The organism is Mesorhizobium sp. B2-4-17 (assembly GCF_006441275.1).
GTDB lineage: Bacteria > Pseudomonadota > Alphaproteobacteria > Rhizobiales > Rhizobiaceae > Mesorhizobium.
This window is the reverse complement of the sequence record NZ_VFUX01000003.1, coordinates 1-16,578: the sequence shown is the minus strand read 5'-3', so window position 1 is coordinate 16,578 and position 16,578 is coordinate 1. Positions and strand designations below refer to the sequence as shown.

Genomic DNA, 16,578 nt, shown 5'->3' with positions numbered 1-16,578 from the left:
TCATGTCGGACTTGAACGATTATCTGGTCCGCTCGGCGGCCGCCATTACGGCCATGGTCGAGCGTGACCTGACGAGTGAGATGGAGCGCGCGGTGAGCGCCGTGGTGACGGCGCTTTCATCGGGCAAGGCATTTCTGATCGCCGGCAATGGCGGCTCGGCCAGCGATGCCATCCACATCGCCGGCGAACTGGTCGGCCGCTTCCTCAAGGAGCGCAAGGCCTACAATGTCATCGCGCTGCCGGCCAATGCGGCGGTGCTGACCGCCTGGGGCAATGATTACGGTTTCGACACGGTGTTCTCGCGCCAGGTCGAGGCGCATGGCTCGGCCGGCGGCGTGCTGCTGGCGATCTCGACCAGCGGCAATTCGCCGAGCATCCTCGCCGCCGCCGAACAGGCGCGGATGATGGACATGACGGTGATCGGCCTGACCGGCGACACGGGCGGCAAGCTCAAGCCGCTGTGCGACATCCTGCTCAACGTGCCATCGACCTCGACGCCGATCATCCAGCAGGGGCATTTGTGCCTCTACCATCATCTTTGCGAGGTGGTGGAAGCCCGCCTCAGCAATGCCTGACGGCGGTTCAGTCTATCCGCTCGCGGAGCCAGGCCTGTGGGTCGAGCGGATTGGAGGCAGAGCCTTTTCGGCCGGTCGACCGGCGCTTTTTCTCGACCGCGACGGCACCATCAATGTCGATACCAGCTATCCAAGCGATCCGGCACAAATAGTCCTGCGGCCCGAGATGCTGCCAGTGATCCGAACGGCCAATCTTAGTAACCTTCCCGCCATCATCGTGTCCAACCAGTCCGGTATCGCTCGGGGCTATTTCGGCTGGCCGGAATTCGCTGCGGTCAATGCGCGGCTGCTGGCACTGCTCGAGGCGCACGATTGCCGGGTCGACCTTGTGCTGGCCTGTGCCTACCACTCGAGCGGTACGGGTGAACTGGCAATAGGCGATCATCCTATGCGCAAGCCTAGTCCAGGCATGCTGCTGCGCGCTCGCGATCTGTTGGACTTGGACACAAGCCGATCCATCATCGTTGGCGACAAAGCCGACGATATGGAAGCCGGACGGCGGGCCGGGCTGCACGAGGGTTGGCTGGTTGGCGGCAGGGTCAATCGAAAGACCGGTGACGGCAGTTTTGTCGCCCGGAAGCTGATGACTGGCAATGATCATCGGAGGCTTTGCGATGCAGTTGCTGAGCTTGGGAGGGCCTAAGGTTCATCCGACGAGCGCCACAAGGCCCTGTCCTTAACGCAGCGGATGGTCAAAGCCATGCGCACCGTGCCGCTTTACACAGGATCGTGGCGTTCCGAGGCTTCGTAGAGCTTGGCCTCGGTGGCGAAGGAATAGATCATCACCGACATCGAGTAGACGAAACCGTGCCGGCCGCACAGGAAGTAGCGCTTGGCCAGGTAGAATTTGAGGAAGTTGCCAAGCGGTGACAGCACCAGCCGCACCAGACCGGGCTTCTTGCCCTTCTCGACCAGCGTGACGGCCTTCAGGCTGGAATAGGCGTTGGCCCGGGCAAGATCGTCCTCGACCGATATTTCGCGGCGATGCAGCAGGAAACCGTCCTCGATCGTGCCGGTTTCGCCCGGCACTCCGAAGGATTCATGCACCCGCGCGATGAGATCCATGATGGCGCCTTCGCGGCGGAAAAGCCGCATCAGCCTGTTGTGCAGCACCCATCGGTGCGCATAGCCGTAGCCCTTCAGCCAGTCTCGGCGGCGGATGTACCAGCCGCGGATCTTGCCGTTGGTCGATTGCGTGATGGCCACGATCGACTGCCGCAGCCGGTCGTCGACGCGCTCGTCAGGATCGATGGAAAGACACCAGGGCTGATTGGCATGATCGAGCGCGAATTGCCGCTGACGGGGAAAACCCGGCCAGTCATTGTGCAGCAGCGTTATCGGGTAGCCCTTGGCGATATAGCTTTGCACGCATTCGACGGTGCCGTCCGTCGAACCGGAATCGACGATGATGATCTCGGCGCAGAAATCGATGCTTTCCAGGCACGGGCCGATCATATCGGCCTCGTCCATGCAGATGATAAGCGCCGAGACCGGGCTTGCAAATCGAGTCATGGTCCCCTTCCATGGCGGATCGTCTCGGAACAACGCTGCTTGCGCTATCTGTTCTTACGCAGTCCCGGGCGGAAAACCGTGACACATTTTTCCAGGAATTGCTTGAGAAACCAACCACGCAGCGAAGGTCGGCGGAGCGATCCAGCCTTGTACATGAGCGTCTGTCGAACACCAACGCGGCGCCGGTGTGGCGAAGGCCAGGAATTCGCGGGGGCAGGCGCGCAGGCGGTCGCCTGGCCTCACGATCGCTCGAACGAGACCAGCCCTTCATCCTTGACCCGTCGGATGGTGAGCGCGGTGCGCACCGTGTCCACATTCGGTGTCGAGGTCAGTTCCTCGATGACAAAGGTCTGGAAGGCGCCGAGGTCGCTTGCCACGCAGTGCAGCAGGAAATCGGATTCGCCCGACACCATCCAGGCATCGCGCACGATCGGCCAGCCGCGCGTGCGCTCGGCAAAGGTACGAAGCTCGGCATCGGCCTGATGGTGCAGCCCGACCAGGCAGAAGGCAACGACGTCGAGGCCAAGCGCCGGGGCATTGAGCAGCGCGCGATAGCCGCGGATGATGCCGGTTTCCTCCAGCCGCTTGACCCGGCGCAGGCAGGGCGGCGCCGAAATGCCGACCCGGTTCGAGAGCTCGACATTGGTCATGCGCCCATCCGCCTGCAACTCGCGCAGGATCTTCCAGTCGATGGCGTCGAGGTCGGCTTTCAGGGGCATGGCTGTCTCAGCTCGGCGCAAGAATCTTTCGCGATTTTGTAATTAAACGACTTTTGTGTTGGCGCCAGCCCTCATCAACGCGATTTTTGACCGGTAACGAAAGTGGCCATCGCGCGAATAACCCCACGGGCCGAAGCTTTCCGGGGACGACGGCCCGTTCGTCTTGCTGGCATGGTTGGCAACCCTTACATTAGGCGCGACATTCCATGCTATTTCCCAAGGCACACTCCCTGTCTGCCCCGCAGAGGCTTCAAATGACCACCAAGCACGCGCCCGTTCTCATCATCGGTTCCGGCCCGGCCGGCTATACGGCGGCGGTCTATGCCGCACGTGCAATGCTGAAGCCGATGCTGGTCGCCGGCCTGCAGCAGGGTGGCCAGCTGATGATCACCACCGATGTCGAGAACTATCCCGGCTTCGCCGACCCGATCCAGGGGCCGTGGCTGATGGAGCAGATGCTCAAGCAGGCCGAGCATGTCGGCACCGATATCAGCAACGACATCATCACCGAGGTCGACCTCAACGTGCGGCCGTTCCGCGCCAAGGGCGATTCCGGCACGACCTACACCGCTGACGCGCTGATCATCGCCACCGGTGCGCAAGCCAAGTGGCTCGGCATTCCGACCGAACAGGACTTCATGGGTTTCGGCGTCTCGGCGTGCGCCACCTGCGACGGCTTCTTCTATCGCGGCAAGGATGTCGCCGTGGTCGGCGGCGGCAATTCAGCGGTGGAAGAGGCGCTCTATCTGTCGAACCTCGCCAAGAGCGTGACGGTCATCCACAGGCGCTCGGACTTCCGCGCCGAGCGTATCCTGCGCGAGCGGCTGCTGCAGAAGGACAATGTCCGCGTCATCTGGGACACGATCGTCGACGAGATCACCGGGCGCCCCGGCAAGGCGCCGTTGCCGCCTTCCGTCGAAGGGCTCAAGCTCAAGCATGCGGTGACCGGTGCCGAAACGCACCTCAGGGTCGATGGCGTGTTCGTGGCGATCGGCCATGCGCCGGCGGTCGAGCTGTTCGTCGGCAAGCTGAAGCAGAAGCCGAACGGCTATCTGTGGACGGCGCCGAATTCGACCCGCACCGACGTGCCCGGCGTGTTCGCGGCGGGCGACGTGACCGACGATGTCTACCGCCAGGCGGTGACGGCGGCGGGCCTCGGCTGCATGGCCGCGCTGGAGGCGGAGAAGTATCTGGCGGGCATCGAGGTGCATCGCGAGGCGGCGGAATAGGCCGTTTGTAAAATTGTTAAAAAATCAGCTTAGAAACGCCGTGTAAAAGCCTGATTTTTCATTCAGACGCCAAACAGAACGAGGGGTATCATGGCGTTGGACTGGGACAAGCTACGCGTGTTTCACGCCGCGGCGGAAGCGGGGTCGTTTACGCACGCAGCCGAGACATTGCATCTTTCACAATCGGCGATCTCGCGGCAGGTCAGCGCGCTCGAGCATGATGTCGGCGTGCCGTTGTTCAACCGCCACGCCCGCGGCCTGGTGCTGACCGAGCAGGGCGAAATGCTGTTCCGCACGGCGCATGACGTGCTGATGAAGCTCGAGACCATCAAGTCGCGTCTGACCGAGACCAAGGACCGGCCTTCCGGCGTGCTCAGAGTGACGACGACGGTGGGTCTGGGTGCCGGCTGGCTGACCGAACGCGTGCAGGAATTCATCGAACTCTATCCCGAGATCAGCCTGCAGCTGATCCTCGCCAACGAGGAACTCGACCTCACCATGCGCCAGGCCGACTGCGCCATCCGGCTGCGCCAGCCGCAGCAGCCGGACCTGATCCAGCGCCGCCTGTTCACCGTGCATTTCCATCTCTACGCGGCCCCATCCTATGTCGCCAAGTATGGCAAGCCGGCTTCGATCGCGGAGCTGAAGAGCCATCGCATCGTCACCTTCGGCGTGCCGGTGCCCTCGCATCTGTCGGAGCTGAACTGGCTGGAGACGATCGGCGATTTCGAAGGCGGCCAGCGTGTGCCGACGCTGCAGATCAACGACATCCTGTCGATCAAGCGCGCCGTGCAGGGCGGCGCCGGCATCGCCATGCTGCCCGACTATGTGATCTCCAAGGACTCAGGCCTGGTGCAGCTCCTGCCAGAAACCGAAGTGCCGTCCTTCGACACCTATTTCGCCTATCCCGACGCGATGAAGAACCAGGCGAAGCTGCATGTCTTTCGCGACTTCATCATCGCCAAGGCGCGCAGCTGGTCCTATTAGCCCACGGGGGCAGCGCCGGCGGTGGTGGTCTATCCGCCCCGCCAGGGCGTCAGCCCTTCCAGCGCGAAACGGGCGAAGGCATGCAGCAGCACGCCGGTTGCCGCAACGATGAGAACGCCGCCGGCAGGGACAAAGCCAGGCATGGCTGACAATGGCAGGCCCCCAGCGATCGCAGAGCCAGGCAATAGTCCGGCGACCACGCCGGGTGCCGCGACCAGGAAGATGCCGCTGCCGGCGATCGCCGAAAAGGGGCGCATTGGATGTCCTTGCCTGGCTGCCTCAGAATTAAACGACCACTGCCTCTTTCCAGGTCATCAGGTGTTTTTCGTCATTTGCGAGCAAAGTCGTCCGGAATTGACGTTCTCAAGACGGCAATTGCCCGGTTGCGTGCTCCATCTTTGACGAATCTGCTGGTCCTATTGGCACCATGAATGGGTTAGACCACAGCCTGTGTCTTTTTGCATGCGTGTGTTGCAAAATAGATGCTTGTTTCTTGGGCATGATGAGCACATATATAGATCATCTCTTGGGCGCGTTCTCCTCCCATTAGCGCCCTTGAGTGTTCCCCTCTGGAGGTTAGCCTTAACAGGCACTTCCAATCAAACTCAGCCGGATCTTCGTTGATCCGGCTTTTTTGTTGCCCGGATGCCACCATGGTGACGGAAAAGTTCGCCGGAATTGCCACGTAACAGTGTCATGTAACCTCTGGTAACATGACAAGGCCATCCTCGACCTGCTAAGTAGATGATAGGACGCGGTGTGGTTCGGACGAGAGATGGGGGCATCACTCGGACGGCCGGGCTCAGGCGGCTACCGCGTCCGAACCTTTTCCGCCGAAGATCGGCAACTGCACATGCGGCGGACCTGCCGTTTCTCCTCCCAAGAAAACGGTCCGCAAACAAAACGGCGTCCGGCCCCCCGGGCGTCGTTTTTGGTTTTGTCCCCCGAACAAAACGGATGCTGCGCCAAAGCGCCTCGCATCAGAGCGACGCGCTTGAGGTCTTGTTCATGCACGTCGCCCAAACCGCTGCGCAATTTTGGGCGACATGCATTGGATGAGAATCAGGCAGCCTTGCCGTTGGTGTTCATCGCTTCGTCGGCGAGGCGGCCGGTGAGTTCGGCCATGTGGTCGAAGGCGGCGCGATAGCTGGCCACGCCCGAGGTTGCCGAACGCAACTCGATGATCAGATCGCCGATCTCGGCCTGCGGCATGGTCGCCTCGACGACGTCCCAGCCTGGCCAGTCGGGCCGCGCGTCATAGCCGAGGATCTGGCCACGCCGCTGCGGGATCAGCGCGATGATCTTGGAAGTGGCGTCCGACGGCGTGACGATCTCCACTTTCATCACCGGCTCCAGAAGCACCGGCGAGCAGGCAGCCATGCCTTCCTTCATCGCCAGCCTCGCTGCCATCTGGAAGGCCATGTCGGAAGAATCAACCGCGTGGTAGGAGCCATCCGACAGGTTGACGGCGATGTCGACGACGGGGAAGCCGAGCGGGCCGGATTTCAGATAGTCGCGTATGCCTGTCTCCACCGACTGGATATAGGTCTTCGGCACGACGCCACCGGTGATGGTGTCAGTGAACTGGAAGCCGGAACCACGCGGCAGCGGCTTGATCTCGATCACCACATCGCCGAACTGGCCATGGCCGCCGGACTGCTTCTTGTGGCGGCCGCGCTGTTGCGCCGATTTGCGGATCGTCTCGCGATAGGGCACGGCCGGCGCATGGCCTTCGACCGCAATCTGGTTCTTGCCCTCCAGCCGCTCGCGCACGACGCGCAGGTGCATCTCGCCATGGCCGGACAGCACCGTTTCGGCCGAGTCCTGGTTGTGACGCAGGCTGAGCGAGGGGTCCTCCTCGGCCAGCCGCTGGATGGCGGCCGACATCTTGACCTCGTCCTTGCGCTCCTTGGGGCGCAGCGCAAAGGCAAAGACCGGCTGTGGCGGCTCGACATCGAACAGCTGTTTGGTGCCGCCCTTGGCCGAGGTCAGCGTCTGGCCGGTCTTGACGTCGTCCAGCTTCCCGAGCGCCACTGTATCGCCAGCCTTGGCGGCGGTGAGCTTGACCTGGTCCTTGCCCAGCATCTTGTAGATGCCGGAGACCTTGGCGGTGCCGCCGCCCGGCAGCCAGAGCTCCAGGCCGTCGGCGACCTGGCCGGACAGGATGCGCGACACCGACAGCTTGCCGCCATGCGGTGTGTGGATGGTCTTCATCACCTGGGCCACGGTGGCGTTGCCATCCGGGGCACCGAGCCGCTTGCGGGTCGCCTCGATATCGGGCGCGTCGTGGCGGATCGCCTTCAGGAGGCGCAGCACGCCATTGCCTTTCTCGGCGGTGCCGATCAGCACCGGCGTCACCACGCCGTCGCGCAGATCGGCGGTCAGATCGTCGAAAACCGCGTCCTTCGGCGGCTCGATCTCCTCGAGCAGCTGTTCCATCAGCTGGTCGTCATGATCGGCCAGCGTCTCCAGCATGGAGAAGCGTGCCTCCAGCTCGCGCGCCTTGTCGTCGCCCGGTATCTGAGCCACCTCGCTTTCGGCATATTCGCGGTAGATGTAGGCGCGCTCCAGCGCCAGATCGATCGAGCCGATGACGACGCCGTCCTTGCGCAACGGAATCTGGCGCAGCAGGAGCGGCACCGAGCTTGCCGGCTGCAGCATCTTCAGCGTGTCGCGCACGCCTGCTACCGCCTTGTCGACCTTGTTGAGGAACAGGATGCGCGGCACGCCGAGATCGTCGAGCTTGCGCATGATGAGCTGCAAGGCGGGGATCTTCTTCTCATCGGCTTCGGCCACGACCACTGCTACGTCGCAGGCGGCCAGCACCGGCTCGGCCTCGAAGGAGAATTCGATCGAGCCGGGACAATCGACGAAGGTGAACTGCTCGCCCATGAATTCGGTGGTGGCGATTGTCGCCTCGACGCTCATGGCGTGGGCGCGTGCCTCTGGCGAATGGTCTGAAACGGTGCTGCCCGAGGAAACCGGGTTCTGGCGGGGGATGGCGCCCGTGCGGGCCAATATGGCTTCTAGAAGTGTCGTCTTACCGCTTGCGAAGGGACCGACTATGGCAATGCATTTCGGTCCCGTGCGTCGTCCTCCGGCGCGATTACCCATGACTGACCTCCACTCAGGCGTTTCCCGTAGGACCGACTGGCATTCATGGTTCAGGCTTGGTCAATCGGTCCCGAGCGGCGGCCGGCCTGTTCGACCGTCGCGGGCGGGGTTCTTTTCAAGCGCCACCTGCCCAAAAGCATCGTCCCACTTGTTTGCCGGCAGGGCAAGGAAAATAGAAATCCGGGCAGCGTCAGGCGCTCAGCGCCAGGGGGTCGACATTGACGGTGCGAACGGGAGCAAGCTTGTCGCGCGGCGTCGGCCGTCCGAAATAATAGCCCTGGAAGCGGTTGCAGCCCGCCGCCTTGGCCAGCGCGAATTCTTCCGCGGTCTCAACGCCTTCCGCCACGATGGTGACGTCCTGGATGCGCGCGATCTGCCCAAGCGCGGAGACGAAGATCTGCGCCACCTGGTCATGGGCGAGGCTGCGTATGTAGGAGCGATCGATCTTGATGATGTCGATGGGCAAGGCCTTCAAATAGTTGAAGCCGCAATGGCCAGTGCCGAAATCGTCGAGCGCGATGTGGAAGCCGAGGCCGCGCAAGGCTTCCAGGCGCCGCAGGATCTCGGGCGTGGCCGCGGTCGCCACCGTCTCGGTGATCTCGATGATGAATTGCGCCGCCGGGCGGCCGGTCTCCTTCAGCACGCGGTCGCACATGGTGACGATTTCGTCGCGCTTGAGCTGCTCGCCGGAGACGTTGATCGAGATGCGGCGCCCGGGGAAATAGCCGACATCGGCGCAAGCCCGCTTGAACACCCATTCGCCGAGCATGTCGATCAAGGTCGAGCGTTCGGCGATCGGAATGAACTCGGCCGGCGAGATCAGGCCGCGAACCGGGTGCCGCCAGCGGATCAGCCCCTCCAAGGCATGGGTGGAACCGTCCGGGTTGACGATGGGCTGGTAGTGCAGTTCGAGTTCACCGAGATAGATCGCCGCGCGCAATTCCCGTTCGACCAGACGGCGGTAACGCTTGTCGGACAGCATCTCCTCGTCGAACACGGTGACGCGGCCTCGGCCGGCCGCCTTGCTTTCATAGAGTGCCAGGTCGGCAACCAGCATCAGTTCCGTCGTGTTCGAGGCATGGGCGGGCGCCAGCGCCACGCCGAGCGAAATGGAGAGCGGAATGATCTTGCCTTCATGCGATTTGCCCGCCCGCATGGCATCCAGCAATTGCCTGACATTCTTGTTGATGGCGTTGAGGTCTGCGTGCGGGATGATGACGCCGAATTCGTCGCCGCCGAGGCGCCCGACCATGCTGCCGGCAAAGATGCGTTCGGCGGTCTTGACCAGATGCATGAGGGTGAGATCGCCGAACTGATGTCCGAACGTGTCGTTGAGCTGCTTGAAATGGTCGAGGTCGATCAGCAGCAGGGTTGCCTCGCGCCGCTCGCGCATGGTGCCAAGGCTGTCGCGCAGCGCTTCGAGAAAATAGCGCCTTGTCATCGCCCCGGTCATCGCGTCCCTGGTCAGGAAATGATGTTTTTCCGCCTCCGCCGCCTCCGCCGACCGCAAGCGATGGACGACGCTGCTGCGCATATACATCAACGCCAGCAAAGCGAGGCTCGTGGCCAGGATCGAGACGGCGAAGGCGCAGCCCGGCGGCAGGTCCCGCGAGATATTGAAAGCGCCAAGCGCTGCCGCGCCGATGCTGAGCACAAGCAGCGCCTGGATGCCGCGGTAGATCCGGCCGCTGTGGTTCTTGATCGTTGCCAGTATGCTCATCCGCCAGCCCCCGCGATGCAGGCTCACGGCTAGTGCGCAGCCGTTAAGAAGACATTGAATTCGCCGTCATTTCGCCTCTCGGCCCCATGCGGGGGAAATTCATGGTTAAGGAGAAAAAACCGGAATCTTCCTCACCTGGGCGAAACCGCCGGTTGCGCGCCGGCCGATATCGGCCGAGAATGTGTTTCGCCTCGATCAGCAGCGGCATTTGCCGCCGGTCGCTTCACCACCAGTTTCAGGACCAGACGATGAAGATCATTGCTTGCGGCAGCGTGCCGACCATTATCGCGCCGGAAAAGTATTTCACCGGCCGGGTTCTGCAGACGCCGATCGTCGAGACGGAGGTGCCGGCGCGGCTCAGGGCCACGCTGGTCGCCTTCGAGCCGGGCGCACGCACCCACTGGCACACGCATCCGTTCGGCCAGACGCTCCATGTCACCTCGGGCGCCGGGCTTGCCCAGGCATGGGGCGGCCCGGTCCAGGAGATCAGGGCTGGCGATACCATCTCGTTCGCCCCGGGCGAGAAGCACTGGCATGGTGCCGGGCCGAAAACCGCGATGACGCATATCGCCATGCAGGAGGCACTCGACGGCGTCCATGTCGACTGGCTGGAAGCGGTTTCCGGCGAGCAGTATGGCAGCTGAGTCCTGACCGGAGACGGCGGCCGCCTCCTCAGGCCTATCTGATCAGGTCAGCGATGCCGTAAAACGCTGGATGCGTGTGCAGGCTTCCTCCAGCAGCGCCTCCGATGTGGCGTAGGAGATGCGGAAGTTGGGGCCAAGGCCGAAGGCCGAGCCGAACACCACAGCGACGCCTTCGGCCTCGAGCAGTTCCGAACAGAAGGCCTCGTCGGTGCCGATCACCTTGCCGGCTTTCGTCTTCTTGCCGATCAGTTGGGCACAGGACGGATAGACGTAGAAGGCGCCTTCCGGCGACGGGCAGGTGATGCCGCGCGCCTGATTGAGCATCGATACAACCAGATCGCGCCTGCCTTGGAAGATCGCCTTGTTCCTGGCGATAAAGTCCTGCGGGCCGTTCAACGCTTCCACCGATGCCCACTGGGCGATGGTGCAGGCACCCGAAGTCTGCTGGCCCTGGATCATGTCCATCGCCTTGATCAGCTGGACCGGACCGGCGGCATAGCCGATGCGCCAGCCGGTCATGGCATAGGCCTTGGACACGCCGTTCATGGTCAGCGTGCGCTCATAGAGGGTCGGCTCGACCTCGGCGATGGTCTTGAAGACGAAATCGCCATAGGTCAGGTGCTCGTACATGTCGTCGGTCAGCGTCCAGACATGCGGATGCTTCAGCAGCACGTCGGCCAGCGCCCGCAGTTCGGCCTCGGTATAGGCGGCACCCGACGGGTTGGACGGCGAGTTCATCAGCAGCCATTTGGTCTTCGGCGTGATCGCCTTCTCAAGTATTTCAGCGGTCAGCTTGAAACCATTGTCGATGGAGGTGTCGGCAAACACCGAAGTGCCGCCGCAGATCGCCACCATCTCGGGGTAGCTGACCCAGTAGGGGCGGGGGATGATGACCTCGTCGCCAGGGTTCAGCGTCGCCATGAAGGCGTTGAACAGGATCTGCTTGCCGCCGGTGCCGACGATGGTCTGCTCGGGCCTGTAGTCGAGATTGTTCTCGCGCTTGAACTTCCTGGCGATCGCCTCGCGCAGCGGCAGGATGCCCGAAACCGGCGGGTACTTGGTCTCGCCACGGCGGATCGCTTCGATCGCCGCATTCTTGATGTTGTCGGGCGTGTCGAAATCCGGCTCGCCGGCGCCAAGGCCAATAATGTCACGGCCGGCATTTTTCAGCTCGCGGGCTTTCTGCGTCACCGCGATGGTGGCGGAAGGCTTCACGCGGGAAAGGGTGTCGGCAAGAAAGGCCATGACCTTTTGTCTCTCCAAAGGATCGGCGCGGCCAGGAGCGGCCGCGGCGCTTCTCATGTCGCATGCTGCCGCCAAGTGCAAGCATTGTCGGCTGGGCCAGCTATGGCGATGCGGTCAATGAGGCGTGATCAACGGAGAGTTCATTAACACAAGGTAGAGGCTTGCATGGCAGGATCGCAATCCAATTCCGCCAGTCGCGGAGCGAGGAACCCTTGTCGCGCAGCATCGGACTTGCCCATATTATCCGTCATGATCGCTCGCAAGTCTGCTCGCTGACGGCGACGGTCGCTCTCAGGTTCGCTCCCTCAACGACACCCTCCGGGCTGTCTATATGGGCAAGCCCTCGCTGCGTAGACACCAGCCGTTTGTTCGACAAAAATATCTAGGTCTTGATGGCCTGTCCGAATGATGTTTATGACATCAATAGCAATGTCTGATGCATCAATACTAACGTTCTGACCCTTAACTGAGGCTCGCCCGATGGGGGTACAAGGGGGGCAGCCCCCGGCCAAGACTTAAGGTATGACCCCCTGAAAATTTCTCCAAGAATTTACCGGAAAACGGGACCCTCGACGTGGAGCGGGGAGAAAATCCCCTTGCTTGGTTCCCCGGCGGGATGACGACGAACAGGGTCCTCGTTGTGACCAGAGTGTGACAAGTGTGACCGGGAATAACCTAGAGGTAACGTCTTCTAAAGCTTTGTTTTTATTCCTAATTTGGTAACACGTAGCGGTCTGCAAACAGGTGGCAAACCTCTTGGGCGAGAGCTAGAGGGCCAGAGCTAGAAGGCGAGAGCTAGAGGGCCAGAGCTAGAAGGCGAGAGCTAGAAGGCCAGAGCTAGAAGGCGAGAGCTAGAGGGCCAAAACAAGCACCGCAGGTTCACTAGAGTAAACCACCTCCAAAGATCGAAGGAGATAAGTCCTCTACCCTTCGGGAGTTCAGTACCCCTTGTCGGGAGCTAGGAGTTTAATGTAGGGAAATGTCCCTTAAGTATAATGAGTAAATCCCTACATTAGATTCCTTATATGTCGAACAATCAAAAACCAAGACCATGAGGGATGTCGAAACCTGTTCTCCCTACATTCTTGCGAAGTGGCTTCCACCTTTGCCTCTCATGCGCACGAGGCGGATTCCTTGGGCAGCAAGTGCCCCCTCGAAGTCCCGGTGACTTAGAACGTCGTTACTCCAATCTTGTCGAGTCATGCCGAGTTTGTTCGCCACCAGCGGAGCGGGTAGTTTGTCCCCATGACCGGGGTTGTCCCTGAAGAACTGGACTATGAAGCTGACAGCCTCTCCGACCTTGCCGGTCAACTGACGCTCGACCGGCGACCAATCAACGGCTTTCGATCCGGGGAATATGTCGATATCGCCCTTGTGTTCCAACATGGCAGGGATGCCTGTCTGAGGGTCGGCAATGATGTAGGCGTCACACTTCCCACAAACCCCGTCGATGCTCTTCCTGACCGCGCCACGGCACAGAGCTTGAAGGATCAGGTCAGCATGTTCGCCATGTTTGATCGACGCGAGCTTAGCCTTGTCTAACTGCTCTTGGGACCGGACACCCGATGACATCCTCGCTCTAGCGATATAGGTCTCTTGGTCATAGAAGAGCGTTCCAGCGAGGATGACGTTCTCGATATCCCGATACTGGTTTGTCGCCTTGAAATCGGACCCACCCCAGTACGTGAACTTCAGTCGTCTCGAATCCTTGACCCGTCTCCGAATCGCTTTCTCGACATCGGCGACACGCTTGGAAGCCTTATGGTGGACGATGAGAAATCTTGCGTCCGGCTTCTCATCAATGGTCCTAACAATACCCTCTAGCAGGGTCTCCGCGCCATCTTCATCCCACGAAGCCTTGCCTCCGCCACGCCTCCAAATGTGGACAGTCAGGTCTCGGTAGTTTTTGCCACCGTGAGAGAGGGTGACTAGTTCCTTTCCAACATCCTTTTCCCAATGCTGGTAGGTCTTCCTGACCCTGCCTGAGGCGTCGCAGACGACCATTGGCTTAAGGTCATCGGGTAGGTGTTTCTTGTAGTGGATAGCGGCGCTGGTTGCTCCGATCTTCTCTACAATCACGGGAGTGTTCGACAACTCCCATAGGTCGCTTGCGGCTTCCTTGATTGCATCCTTCTCGTCCCCATAGCGGGCGAGGATGTCGTTTGTGTCTAGATCAGTTTCCGCAGGCAGATCAGGAACCCAGAATTCCGCCCCATGGTCCTTGGTCTCGATGCCGGCTTTGACGGTGTTCAATGCCTTGGTGAGGCTTTCGCTATAGGTCGCAGCGGGTAGCATCCCACCAATCAGAGCAGCGGAAATTCTCATCTCCCTGGCCCTCAATATGGCCTCATCCCATATGCGGACTTGTCGCGGTCTGCCTTGGTAATGGAAATCCTCCGTCGCCTCAAAGCTGTCGTGACGCCTAGTCCGGGAATCGACCATCTGTTGTGTCGTGAAAAGCACCCTAGCTCTGCGTTTGTCGGCATTGCCGGCTTTGTTCAATTCTCGAAGGAGCACCGTCCTTTCATTCGTCTTGTCTTGGTCAGCCTCTTGGATAAGGACAGCAAAATCACCGTCATCCAATCCCATCTGTTCGATCATTGGCTTGATCTCTGCCAGACGGCCAAGACAGATCAGGACCGAAACATTTTTGTGGGCTTCTGACCTAAGCAGACGACGGGAGAAATGGATTATCGACTGAGACTTGCCTACGCCGGGGTCCAGCGGGGAAAGGTAATAGAGTTTCTCGGCTTTGCCGTCGGCCATTGCCTCAAGGCTGGAAACCAAATCCTTCAAGCCTACCCATTGGGCAGTCGATGGTTGATGGCCGTTTCGTTTGAACGTCTCGCGCAGGTCATCCATCGTCTGTTCGGCAAGGGTGGCGTGGGGACGCTTGTGGCTCTCTCTCCAAGCGAGATAGGCGAGGTATTCTTTGACCCCTCCGATCTCGACACCATCGACCCTGTAAACGACCTTTCGGTCGGAGCTTCGCTCCTCTAGTGGCACTACGTGCCGACCCACGGGGCTTTCATCGGACCCCTCTTGATAAATCCTCACTTCAGGAGCTTCGTATTCATTCAATCCTAGTGCATGCGCGATGTCGCCAAATCCGTTTATCGCCAACGTGGCTTTCCTTTCTCTTGGGCAGTTGTTCAGGATGAAGCCAGTAACCCAGCTTCACCGGTTTGATTTCGCCGTCTGGGATTATGGCAGGATCGACCGATCTGAGTATAAACAGGCGATTTATTGCAGTGTCGTCTACCTTGCCGAATAGGTTCCGCCCGTTCTCCCAAAGCTCGCGGACGGAGCCGTAGGCCCTGAAGTCTCGTCCGTTCTTTTGGAGAATGAAGGAGTCGCCGCGCACGACGACCCCCCAGACCTTGTTTAGCTTGACCATCATGCGGTCACCCCAGCGTCTAAAATGCCTTTGTTTGGGTGGTGGTGGTGGCCTTTCAGCGCATCCAACGGGATCGGGTGATCCGAGACAGCGGGAACATCAAAAGACCGATATTTTATCCGCTTCGCCACCTTGGTTTGTTCATCGACAACATCGTGATCAGCCCAATAAGCAAGGCTGTGATCCCGCTTGAAGACAGGGACGCCATCCCGCTCGACATGGATCAGGGTATCGGGCGAAAATCCTACCTCATCGCGGATGACACGGCAGAGTGGGCCGAGCGGGTCTTTGTAAGTGCGCCGACCGGATGCCGAGTCAGACGTATCGATGGTAGTGCCACTGTCGCGATGGGTAGCCCGATAGCTGCCAGTGTATTCGACGACGATGGTCTCGGTCATAGCGCCGTAAACATCTGGTCAGCGCATTCAGCAACTTCCGGGTAGAAGGACGCAGGGGCATGGTGGTAACTCATCGTGGGACCGCTCCCTGTGGCTGCGAATAGACGACACGACCACGACGACGGGACTTCACCACGCTGTCAGGACGGAAGATCAACGGCTTTCGGAATCGCGGATGATAGGAACCGGCTTTGATGCTCTCGGCATTCTCAGCCTCTAACCGATCCCTCGCTTCAATGAGTAGTGCACGGTCATGCTTGGTAGAGAACCCGTCCCGTACTGCGAGATTTTCCAGGCACAAGTTAAGCGGATTGCCGTCACGGTACTCCACGACCTCGCCAGCCTTGGCATCCGTCAGGACACGAGCGACGAGAAGACGAAGACCGTTCGGGCCTCTGGCATAGACGCCCCCGCCTAGGATCGACCAATTGGGATAGAGCTTCAGAGCGACGAGTTCGTTGTAGGCTGAGAGTTCAAGAACAGCCTCGTCTTTGCCGAAGCGCGACAACGGGACATGCACGACGAAGAGCCCCCGCTGGGGACCCTCCGTTATGCGCACAGAACGCGCCTTCATCAGAAAGCGCTCCGACTTGCGCCTTTTTGGGCAAAGATCGATTTGGTGTTGACCGGCTTTTGATTGACCTTGATCGAATCGAGGTACCGCTCGACGGCTCCCTCGTCGGTCGCACCACCCCGTTCTAGAAGAGCGAGTGTGACCATGCGGCTGAACTCTGGCGAGAGCGCCCCTTCGATGGCATCGGCAGTCTCATGGGCACGACGACGAAGCAACTCTCGTTCGGCATCACCCATGTCGGCCACATTCTTGGCGATCATTGAACGGTCGGAAATAGAGACATTGACAGGCATAAAATTACCTTTCTGAAAAACAGATTTTGAAAATAGATTGTTGAAACAGTGAGTAGAGTTTAGGAGATTAGAGCGTCGGGCGAATAGGGTGAATCGTTGGGATTCCCTTTTCGACTGAAGTCTGATTCCTATGGATGCGGAGGTGCACCATGGGCAAAGCGGTTTCGCAGG

Annotated in this window: 15 protein-coding genes; 5 read left to right on the top strand and 10 right to left on the bottom strand. The window is 60.4% G+C overall.

The genetic code is table 11. The annotated features are described in order from the left end of the window. Nucleotides 1–2: 2 nt before the first annotated feature. Together FJ548_RS03535 and FJ548_RS03530 are read left to right on the top strand one after the other, a co-directional pair. Nucleotides 3–575, top strand: a complete 573-nt coding sequence (locus tag FJ548_RS03535; protein ID WP_140776861.1) for an SIS domain-containing protein — start codon at nucleotides 3–5, stop codon at nucleotides 573–575. After that, entirely contained in the window at nucleotides 568–1,218 is a 651-nt protein-coding gene (locus FJ548_RS03530; protein WP_140776859.1) for an HAD-IIIA family hydrolase, read from the top strand. The genes FJ548_RS03535 and FJ548_RS03530 overlap by 8 nt, the downstream gene beginning before the upstream one ends. Before the next feature lie 74 nt (nucleotides 1,219–1,292). Here the strand turns inward: FJ548_RS03530 and FJ548_RS03525 are convergent, their stop codons facing one another. Both FJ548_RS03525 and FJ548_RS03520 read right to left on the bottom strand, forming a co-directional pair. Continuing rightward, nucleotides 1,293–2,087, bottom strand: a complete 795-nt coding sequence (locus tag FJ548_RS03525) for a glycosyltransferase family 2 protein (protein ID WP_140763423.1) — start codon at nucleotides 2,085–2,087, stop codon at nucleotides 1,293–1,295. A gap of 239 nt (nucleotides 2,088–2,326) precedes the next feature. Continuing rightward, nucleotides 2,327–2,806, bottom strand: a complete 480-nt coding sequence (locus FJ548_RS03520; protein WP_140613115.1) for an Lrp/AsnC family transcriptional regulator — start codon at nucleotides 2,804–2,806, stop codon at nucleotides 2,327–2,329. 254 nt (nucleotides 2,807–3,060) lie between these two features. On the opposite strand from FJ548_RS03520, the gene trxB reads away from it, so the two are divergent. Next, nucleotides 3,061–4,035 carry a thioredoxin-disulfide reductase gene (trxB, locus tag FJ548_RS03515; RefSeq protein ID WP_140776857.1) on the top strand — a complete coding sequence of 325 codons (975 nt, stop codon included), beginning with the start codon at nucleotides 3,061–3,063 and terminating at the stop codon, nucleotides 4,033–4,035. Between the two features lie 90 nt (nucleotides 4,036–4,125). Then, the gene (locus tag FJ548_RS03510) at nucleotides 4,126–5,022 is read left to right on the top strand and encodes a LysR family transcriptional regulator (protein WP_140692270.1); all 897 of its coding nucleotides are present in this window, start codon (nucleotides 4,126–4,128) and stop codon (nucleotides 5,020–5,022) included. Nucleotides 5,023–5,051: 29 nt separating this feature from the next. Here FJ548_RS03510 and FJ548_RS03505 read toward each other — a convergent pair whose 3' ends face one another. The 3 genes from FJ548_RS03505 to FJ548_RS03495 form a co-directional block, all read right to left on the bottom strand. Then, nucleotides 5,052–5,279, bottom strand: a complete 228-nt coding sequence (locus FJ548_RS03505; protein WP_181165765.1) for a hypothetical protein — start codon at nucleotides 5,277–5,279, stop codon at nucleotides 5,052–5,054. Between the two features lie 805 nt (nucleotides 5,280–6,084). Continuing rightward, complete coding sequence (locus FJ548_RS03500) at nucleotides 6,085–8,136, bottom strand: elongation factor G (protein WP_140776855.1); 2,052 nt, start codon at nucleotides 8,134–8,136, stop codon at nucleotides 6,085–6,087. A 190-nt stretch (nucleotides 8,137–8,326) separates the two neighbouring features. Further along, the gene (locus FJ548_RS03495; protein WP_140776853.1) at nucleotides 8,327–9,856 is read right to left on the bottom strand and encodes an EAL domain-containing protein; all 1,530 of its coding nucleotides are present in this window, start codon (nucleotides 9,854–9,856) and stop codon (nucleotides 8,327–8,329) included. A gap of 248 nt (nucleotides 9,857–10,104) precedes the next feature. Here FJ548_RS03495 and FJ548_RS03490 point away from each other — a divergent pair, with 248 nt between their 5' ends. Then, nucleotides 10,105–10,500 (top strand): cupin domain-containing protein, encoded by a 396-nt coding sequence (locus FJ548_RS03490; RefSeq protein ID WP_140613120.1) that lies wholly within the window; start codon nucleotides 10,105–10,107, stop codon nucleotides 10,498–10,500. Between the two features lie 42 nt (nucleotides 10,501–10,542). On the opposite strand, the gene FJ548_RS03485 is transcribed toward FJ548_RS03490, so the two are convergent. The 5 genes from FJ548_RS03485 to FJ548_RS30140 all read right to left on the bottom strand — a co-directional run. Continuing rightward, nucleotides 10,543–11,745, bottom strand: a complete 1,203-nt coding sequence (locus tag FJ548_RS03485; RefSeq protein ID WP_140613121.1) for a pyridoxal phosphate-dependent aminotransferase — start codon at nucleotides 11,743–11,745, stop codon at nucleotides 10,543–10,545. A gap of 1,077 nt (nucleotides 11,746–12,822) precedes the next feature. Then, on the bottom strand, nucleotides 12,823–14,868 hold the full coding sequence (locus tag FJ548_RS03475; protein ID WP_140776849.1) for a hypothetical protein: 2,046 nt from the start codon (nucleotides 14,866–14,868) through the stop codon (nucleotides 12,823–12,825). A 273-nt stretch (nucleotides 14,869–15,141) separates the two neighbouring features. Then, entirely contained in the window at nucleotides 15,142–15,540 is a 399-nt protein-coding gene (locus tag FJ548_RS03470; RefSeq protein WP_140776847.1) for a hypothetical protein, read from the bottom strand. Between the two features lie 70 nt (nucleotides 15,541–15,610). Beyond that, nucleotides 15,611–16,114, bottom strand: a complete 504-nt coding sequence (locus FJ548_RS03465) for a hypothetical protein (RefSeq protein WP_140776845.1) — start codon at nucleotides 16,112–16,114, stop codon at nucleotides 15,611–15,613. Then, nucleotides 16,114–16,578: hypothetical protein (locus FJ548_RS30140; RefSeq protein WP_210242638.1), on the bottom strand; the 465-nt coding region annotated here is incomplete at its 5' end. The genes FJ548_RS30140 and FJ548_RS03465, both read right to left, overlap by 1 nt.

Coding starts and splice junctions, on each gene's coding strand:
- FJ548_RS03535 (WP_140776861.1), top strand. CDS start 3: ATGTCGGACTTGAACGATTATCTGGTCCGCTCGGCGGCCGCCATTACG.
- FJ548_RS03530 (WP_140776859.1), top strand. CDS start 568: ATGCCTGACGGCGGTTCAGTCTATCCGCTCGCGGAGCCAGGCCTGTGG.
- FJ548_RS03525 (WP_140763423.1), bottom strand. CDS start 2,087: ATGACTCGATTTGCAAGCCCGGTCTCGGCGCTTATCATCTGCATGGAC.
- FJ548_RS03520 (WP_140613115.1), bottom strand. CDS start 2,806: ATGCCCCTGAAAGCCGACCTCGACGCCATCGACTGGAAGATCCTGCGC.
- trxB (WP_140776857.1), top strand. CDS start 3,061: ATGACCACCAAGCACGCGCCCGTTCTCATCATCGGTTCCGGCCCGGCC.
- FJ548_RS03510 (WP_140692270.1), top strand. CDS start 4,126: ATGGCGTTGGACTGGGACAAGCTACGCGTGTTTCACGCCGCGGCGGAA.
- FJ548_RS03505 (WP_181165765.1), bottom strand. CDS start 5,279: ATGCGCCCCTTTTCGGCGATCGCCGGCAGCGGCATCTTCCTGGTCGCG.
- FJ548_RS03500 (WP_140776855.1), bottom strand. CDS start 8,136: ATGGGTAATCGCGCCGGAGGACGACGCACGGGACCGAAATGCATTGCC.
- FJ548_RS03495 (WP_140776853.1), bottom strand. CDS start 9,856: ATGAGCATACTGGCAACGATCAAGAACCACAGCGGCCGGATCTACCGC.
- FJ548_RS03490 (WP_140613120.1), top strand. CDS start 10,105: ATGAAGATCATTGCTTGCGGCAGCGTGCCGACCATTATCGCGCCGGAA.
- FJ548_RS03485 (WP_140613121.1), bottom strand. CDS start 11,745: ATGGCCTTTCTTGCCGACACCCTTTCCCGCGTGAAGCCTTCCGCCACC.
- FJ548_RS03470 (WP_140776847.1), bottom strand. CDS start 15,540: ATGACCGAGACCATCGTCGTCGAATACACTGGCAGCTATCGGGCTACC.
- FJ548_RS03465 (WP_140776845.1), bottom strand. CDS start 16,114: ATGAAGGCGCGTTCTGTGCGCATAACGGAGGGTCCCCAGCGGGGGCTC.